Annotated in this window: 6 protein-coding genes and 2 tRNA genes; 4 read left to right on the top strand and 4 right to left on the bottom strand. The window is 27.5% G+C overall.

From position 1 onward, the window contains the following. Positions 1 to 179: 179 nt before the first annotated feature. On the top strand, positions 180 to 1196 hold the full coding sequence (locus tag MOSC01_RS0104005) for a hypothetical protein (RefSeq protein WP_010321502.1): 1017 nt from the start codon (positions 180 to 182) through the stop codon (positions 1194 to 1196). Positions 1197 to 1286: 90 nt separating this feature from the next. Here the strand turns inward: MOSC01_RS0104005 and MOSC01_RS0104000 are convergent. The 3 genes from MOSC01_RS0104000 to MOSC01_RS0103990 form a co-directional block, all read right to left on the bottom strand. Next, positions 1287 to 1371: transfer RNA gene (locus MOSC01_RS0104000), tRNA-Leu, on the bottom strand. A 5-nt stretch (positions 1372 to 1376) separates the two neighbouring features. Next, positions 1377 to 1469, bottom strand: a tRNA-Ser gene (locus tag MOSC01_RS0103995). Positions 1470 to 1833: 364 nt separating this feature from the next. Next, on the bottom strand, positions 1834 to 2598 hold the full coding sequence (locus tag MOSC01_RS0103990) for a MurR/RpiR family transcriptional regulator (protein ID WP_010321501.1): 765 nt from the start codon (positions 2596 to 2598) through the stop codon (positions 1834 to 1836). A gap of 978 nt (positions 2599 to 3576) precedes the next feature. Here MOSC01_RS0103990 and MOSC01_RS0103985 point away from each other — a divergent pair. Genes MOSC01_RS0103985 through MOSC01_RS0103975 form a run of 3 tightly spaced genes read left to right on the top strand, consistent with a single transcriptional unit; the run spans position 3577 to position 6565 of the window. After that, positions 3577 to 5046 carry a PTS mannitol transporter subunit IICB gene (locus tag MOSC01_RS0103985; RefSeq protein ID WP_010321500.1) on the top strand — a complete coding sequence of 490 codons (1470 nt, stop codon included), beginning with the start codon at positions 3577 to 3579 and terminating at the stop codon, positions 5044 to 5046. After that, on the top strand, positions 5046 to 6146 hold the full coding sequence (locus MOSC01_RS0103980; RefSeq protein WP_010321499.1) for a mannitol-1-phosphate 5-dehydrogenase: 1101 nt from the start codon (positions 5046 to 5048) through the stop codon (positions 6144 to 6146). The genes MOSC01_RS0103985 and MOSC01_RS0103980 overlap by 1 nt, the downstream gene beginning before the upstream one ends. After that, positions 6137 to 6565, top strand: a complete 429-nt coding sequence (locus MOSC01_RS0103975) for a PTS sugar transporter subunit IIA (RefSeq protein ID WP_010321498.1) — start codon at positions 6137 to 6139, stop codon at positions 6563 to 6565. Before MOSC01_RS0103980 ends, MOSC01_RS0103975 begins: the two co-directional genes overlap by 10 nt. An 81-nt stretch (positions 6566 to 6646) precedes the next feature. Here the strand turns inward: MOSC01_RS0103975 and MOSC01_RS04380 are convergent. After that, the coding region (locus tag MOSC01_RS04380; RefSeq protein ID WP_010321497.1) for an IS3 family transposase at positions 6647 to 6876 on the bottom strand (230 nt) is incomplete at its 5' end.

The raw sequence follows: 6876 nt of genomic DNA, 5'->3' as shown, positions 1-6876 counted from the left end.
TAATTGAAAATCCGCTTTAGAGGTTTTTAATGATAACATGGTGATTTAACATTTAAAAAAAATCGCCAAACGGCGATTTTAAAAATACGTATGTGTTGCATTTATATTTTTAATTTGGGAATTTACTATATAATAAGAGTATATAGTAAATTTTTTTACTCAAACAAACGAGGTGATTTATGAAAATAAATAACAAAAAAATTAAAAAAATTTTTGGTTTAAGACCATGAACCAATTTAATTTTTGCTAGTTTATTAATTAGTGTTCCGGTAATTTCAGTTATTTCCCAGAAAAATTGGCTTCAAAAAGATTCAACAAGTCTGAGTTATAATGAAGAATTTAACAATTTTTTAGATTCAGAAGCTAATAACGTTATTAGCCAATTAGAACAAAATTCTACCGTGAATTTTTTAAATGTTCAAGATGTTGAACAAGAAGCTCGAAAAATTCGTAATCTAGGTAGATTTAAAAAAGATTTCAATAATTTTATTAATAAAGTGAAAGCAAATCCGAGGGCAGATCTTGAAAAACTTGCAAAAGACACTTTAGCTAAAAAAGGTATTAATTTTGACAAATTAAAAAAACAATATCAACATAAAGTGAAAATGCCATCAGTATCATTTGAATACAAATACAAACCACAATTTCGAAGAGCAATGGGCAATGTTCCATTCCCTTGAGATCCTAGACAAATAAGTTTTCGTAGAGTTCCAACATCAGGAATTCCACAAAACGATGAATCATATAATAGATATTCAGCTGGAGTTTGGAGATCGCACGTTAAAACTGCTTCATTTGCAGCAATAAATTTCGGACTTGCTGTGGCTTACGGTTTTGCTCTTAATTTTGTAGCAGCTGTTTCTGCAGGTGCAGCAGGGTCAATGCTTAGCTATCTTTCAGCAAAATACAAAGAACTTTATGATCAACTACAAAAAGCTCCCTTTGATATTAGAGATAAAATCAAAGGGCAAATGGCAAGTCAGGCAAATGCAATCGGTATTGCAGGAAGCGTTAACAAATGACTTCGAGGAGTTTTGACGCTAGCAAATAGTGTTAGAAAAGCACAAACAACTGTTAGACCGGCGCTTTTAGCTTCAAGCGTACTTTCAAATGCTGGCGCTATTATTTCATTAATCGATCTAACTCAAGGACTCATTAGCGAACTTATAGACCGTCTAGTGATTATTGATAGTTAATTTGAAATTTTTAGAAAATAGTAAGTAAAAAATCTATTTAAATTTAAAAAACCACTTAAAAAAGTGGTTTTTTAAATTTAAATTAATATATGGTGCTCTCGACAAGACTTGAACTTGCACCCGTTTCCGGATTAGAACCTCAATCTAACGTGTATACCAATTTCACCACGAGAGCTTATATGGCGGATCAGACAGGATTTGAACCTGCGCGGGTTTTTTTGAACCCCTAATACGTTTCCAACATATCCTCTTAAGCCTCTTGAGTACTGATCCAAGGTAAAATAAGATTTAACACTATAATTATACAACAAAAAAGGATTATTATTAATTTAGATTTAAATTTTTAAACTTCTAAATTAACGCAAAAAAAGTTCAAAAGAAGGGCTCCTAAGAATAAATGATTAGCAAAGGGTTAAGTTTTGAAAGAACTAAAATTAAAAATTCATTAATGATTTTTTCTTATTCATGATAATTATAGCACAAAAAACTTTTTTAGTGAAAAATTTTTGAAGTCTAATAAAATTTGTGAACTGTGTTGATTTTCATTATTATAAAACTAAAGAATAAATAAAAACTAGTTGTCTGAGTTTTTTCTGCTATTTAAGTTTTATAGAAGTTTGGTATAGTAAAATATTGACTAATTTTTAAGTAAATTAATAATTTGCATTATTAAATAAATAAAAGCAATGCGGGCTGAAGTATGCTTTTCAAGAACGTCCTCGTTTTTGAAAGTTAGGAAGCTAATTGAGGATTGCTTGAATAAATTACTTTCATAATTTGAAGTAAAGGAAATAATATTACAGTTTTTAGATTTCATTTTTTGGACCAATCGATCTATCTCTAAATGCATACCAGAAAAACTAAAAAAAATGCAAACACTAGAATCAGCAGATTTTTCTACTCACTTCTCCTGAACTTCAAAGTCATAATGATAATCAACATAATATTGTAATTTTGATAAATAATTAGCAAAAATCTGAATTATTTCTAAATTTGATCCTTTGCCAAAAAACATAATATGCCGCACCTTCTTTAGTAAAGCAACAAAATTTATAATAGAATCATGGTTTATCTTATAAAGATTATCGAGATTTTTGCTAATAAGAGAATGATATAGGCTAACTGCTGTATTTTTGTTGGCAATTTTGTTGTTTGAAAAACGGTTTTTTTGAATTTGCATATAAGAATAATTACGATCAAGCGCTGGTAATAAATCTTTTAGACCTTTAAAACCCAACTTTTTACAAAACTTTATCACAGAAGCTGTTGAGCAATTAGCATTTTCAGCAATTATACTTAATTTTAAAGTCATAATTTTGGTGATATTTGAAATCAAAAATTTAGCAATTTCCTTATCAATAAAATTATGATTTTGCTTAGAAAACCACAATAAATCATTCATCAAATTACTATCCATTTTATAAAATTATACAATATAACAATTTATTATAGTAACATAAAATAGTATTAACGCGTAAAGCAATAACCTATAAAATTTGTATTCAAAGACTTTTTAAAAAAGGAATTTTGATTACAAATTTTGCTAGTATACGTTTTTTGATAGTTTTTGTAGAATTTTTTATACCATTAATATAGATTTTTAGTGTAGAGCAAAATGTTAGATATTTTTACACTACTATCGAATTTAGCAAAAAATATGAAATATTTAAACGACCTTTTTTAGTTAAAACACAGGCAAAAATCAATTTATGGATAAAATAATAGAAATCATAAAAAAATACAACTACTATTTAAACTCAATGCAAAAAGAAAACTCGTTTTTATTTAAATTGAGCCTAAAAAAATATGTGAAGTTTTGAAAGAACAATAACCAAAAGCCCTAAATTTATAGATTTCTAAACGGTTAAATTTATGACATTCCATCATATTTAAAAATATAATGGAAAATTCGCGCTGTCTGATTTTTTTAGACAAAAAACATAACTAATTCCCCCTTAATTCAATATCAAAATTTATTAATTATTCTTAATTGATGTTAATTATAACACAACTTTATTTTAAACCAAACATTTTTTTTTTTTTTTTTGTAAAAGGTTAATTTCAAAACTATAAAAATTAAGGTTTTAGCGTCAAAAAACACGGATTTACCGGTATTTTTGCGTATTTATATTCGCTAAAAAGTGAATTTTTGCCATAAGCGGGGAAAGTCAGGAGTTTTTTATATTTAAAAGCAACAGTAATTTTTGTTTTAATTTGTAAACTTAATTTTAAAGTATTGAAAAATTAGCAGGCTAATTTTAAAATTAGGTTTGGTATAGAAAATACCGACTAATTTTGGAGAATATTAAATATTCCCTTTTTGAAGGTTAATCAAATTATTAATCAAATTGACATATACTCTAAATATTAAGGAGATTTTATGGCTAATTTAGTCAAAATTATTAAAACTAAAATTCAGTCATTTGGCGGACTTTTAGGACAAATGATAATGCCAATTATCGGCATTTTTATTGCCTGAGGTCTACTTACATCTTTTTTTATTCCCACAGGCTGAACACCCAATAAAGATCTTGCAGCCATGGTAGGTGTTGGAATTACTTATATAATTCCAATTTTAATTTGTTTTCTTGGTGGTTATAAAATTTATAAAATTCGCGGTGGTGCAATTGCTGGGGTTGTAGCAATTGCTGCGGTTGCTGCTGGTCAGTCAGAAATTTTTATAAAAATTACTGGCGGTACAGCGCCAATGCTAGTTGCAGTTATGTTATTTGGCCCAATTTCAGCGCTTATTTTGAAACACACAGAAAAATTTTGAATTAATAAAATTCCAAGTGGGTATCAAATGTTAGCAAATAATTTCTATCTTGGAATTCTCGGATTTGTGCTTTTATTCCCCACTTATTATTTATCAATTTATTTTATTGGTTATTTTATTAAATCGCTCGGATTTTTGACCCAAAAAATGGGAGAGTGAAAGTTATATCCTTTAATTGCACTAATTGTTGAACCTGCAAAAATACTTTTTCTAAATAATGCAATAAATCATGGTGTTTTTACAACTTTAGGAACAATCCAAGTAACTGAAACTGGCAAGTCAATTTTATTTTTATTAGAATCAAATCCTGGACCAGGATTAGGACTTTTATTATTCTATCTAATTTTTTCAAAAGAAAAAAATATCAAAGGTCAAACTGCTTCCTCAATTCCAATCCATTTTTTAGGTGGGATTCACGAGGTTTATTTTCCTTTTGCTATTTTAAAACCAGTCTTAATTTTATCACTAAATGCTGGCGGTATTTTTGGAAATTCAATGTTACAAATTTTTAATGTTGGCGCAGTTGCTCCTGTCTCACCAGGTTCAATTATTGCTCAGTATATCCAGGTAGAAAAATCGACAAATTCATTAGTTGGTATTACAATTGCGATTTTTGGATCTGCTATAGTGACTTTGATAAGCGCCTGGACTATCAATTTTTTAGTAAAGTTACTAAATAAGAAAAAACTAAAAAACGAAAATTTAGACATTAACAACGCAAAAAAAATGATTGAAAGTGAAAAATCAAAAATAAAGAATACTCAAGAATTAAATTCAAAAAAGATTGTTTTTGCTTGTGATGCGGGTATGGGTTCTTCTGTAATGGCTGCTTCAATTTTAAGGAAGGTTTTAAAAGATAATAATATTGTTGACATTGAAGTTTATAATTTAGCCATTGCCGATTTAACTGGCCAAGAAGAACTTATTATCACAATTGAAAGTTTAGAAGATCGTGTTAGATCCAAAAATTCAAGGGCTACAATTATTTCTTTAAGTCAATTTTTAGATAAAAAAGCTTACGAAAATATAGCCGCACAACTTAAAAATAACCAAGAAAATAAGGAAGATCTCTAATGAAAGTTGTTCATTTTGGAGCCGGAAATATTGGTCGCGGATTAATTGCAAAATTATATCAAGAAAATAAATTTGAAATTATTTTCGTTGATGTTAATAATAAATTAATTAACGAGTTAAATCAAAGAGGATTTTATTATGTTATTAACTTTGAAAATGGTCAAAAATACAAAGTCAGAAATTATTTCGCAATTAATCTAAGTGATGAAAAAAAATTATTAAATCATTTAAAAGACGCCGATCTGATTTCAACTTCTGTTGGATCCGAAAATTTAATTCATTTGAGGTCAATTTTTGCAAAATTAGCAAAAATTGAGCGAAAAAACAAACAAATTATCTGTTTTGAAAACGGATTTCGAGTTAGCAATAACTTTAAAAAAGGTCTTGAAAACTGTAAATTTTGGCAATTTGTTGACACAACAATTGATCAAATCGCCCCAACTTCGACAGATTTAAATGTTTATACCGAAACCTACTCAGAAATTATTCTAAAGGAAGAAAACCAAAAAATTAAACTAAAAGGAGTAAAATATCTGGAAAATTTAGACTATTTTATTTTGCGAAAATTATTTTTTGTAAACACTTTGCACTCGGGAATTGCGTATTTGGCATATATTTTAAAATATAATTACATTCATGAAGCTTTAAATTCGCCAGTAATTCAAAAATACATTAGTCAACTAAAAATTGTTTTAATTAAAGTGCTTTCATTCCAAAATACCTTAATTAAGCAGAACGAACTTGAGGTATATTTTGAAAAAACGATTAAAAGATTTGAAAATCCAATTTTGCAAGACTCAATTATACGCGTTGCTCGGAATCCAATCACTAAAATAGGAAAAAATGAAAGATTTAATTTGCTATTGAAATATGCCAAAAATGCAAAATTAGAACCAGAAGAATTAGAGATAATTTATAAAACTTTTGCAAATATTTTAAATTATGACTCAAAACAGGATATCCAAGCAATAAAAATGCAAGAAAATCTTGCAAAAAATGCCGAAAATTTTTTAAAAACACAAACAAATTTAGAAGATTTTGAAATCAAAACAGTTCTTAAATTTTATGATAATATAAAAGGATGAAAGAAATGGATTTAAAAATAGAAAATATCCAATTAAATCAAACTATTGAGTCAAAAAAAGAAGCATTTACAAAATTAATTGAAATTTTCCAAGCAAAAAATTGCTGTAAATATCAATATTTACAATCAATGGAAAAACGTGATTTAGAATCATCAGTTGCTCTTGGGAACTATCTTGCCCTAGCGCACGGAAATTATGAAAGTAATGATTTAATTTTTAAAAATTGTATCGAAATTATTCACTTAAAAAATACGCTATATTGAGATAATCAACCAGTTAGATTTATTATTGGGTTAGCTGTAAAAAATACTGACCAGATTAATTATATACAAAAAATAGGGCTTGCATTTATTGAAATTAAGAAAGTTGAAGAAATTTTAAATAGTCAAAATTTAACTAAGGAAAAAATCCTTAACTGAATAAATCAAGGTTAGACCCGAGTTTCCAGTTTGATAGATAATCTTTAAAAAGTGTCCGGTTTAAACTAGGACAAAAAAATTAACAGTTTAATATTATTATAACATCATAGCATATTGCTGTGGTGTTTTTCAATTTAAAATCGATTGAATTCTATAGTTGTTATATCAAAATATATAATCTTCAATTATTTTTTTCAGATCTTCAAAAGTTATTTTACTGTAGTTTAACTCGTTTAAGCATTCACTTTTTATAATTGAAAATCAGTATTCAGCCTCCCTATTATCCAAAGAATTTCCTATGCGAGACAATGAAACAGTTCCTCCCA

This window comes from Mesomycoplasma ovipneumoniae SC01 (assembly GCF_000218525.1).
GTDB lineage: Bacteria > Bacillota_I > Bacilli_A > Mycoplasmatales > Metamycoplasmataceae > Mesomycoplasma > Mesomycoplasma ovipneumoniae_A.
This window is presented reverse-complemented; position numbering and strand designations above follow the sequence as displayed.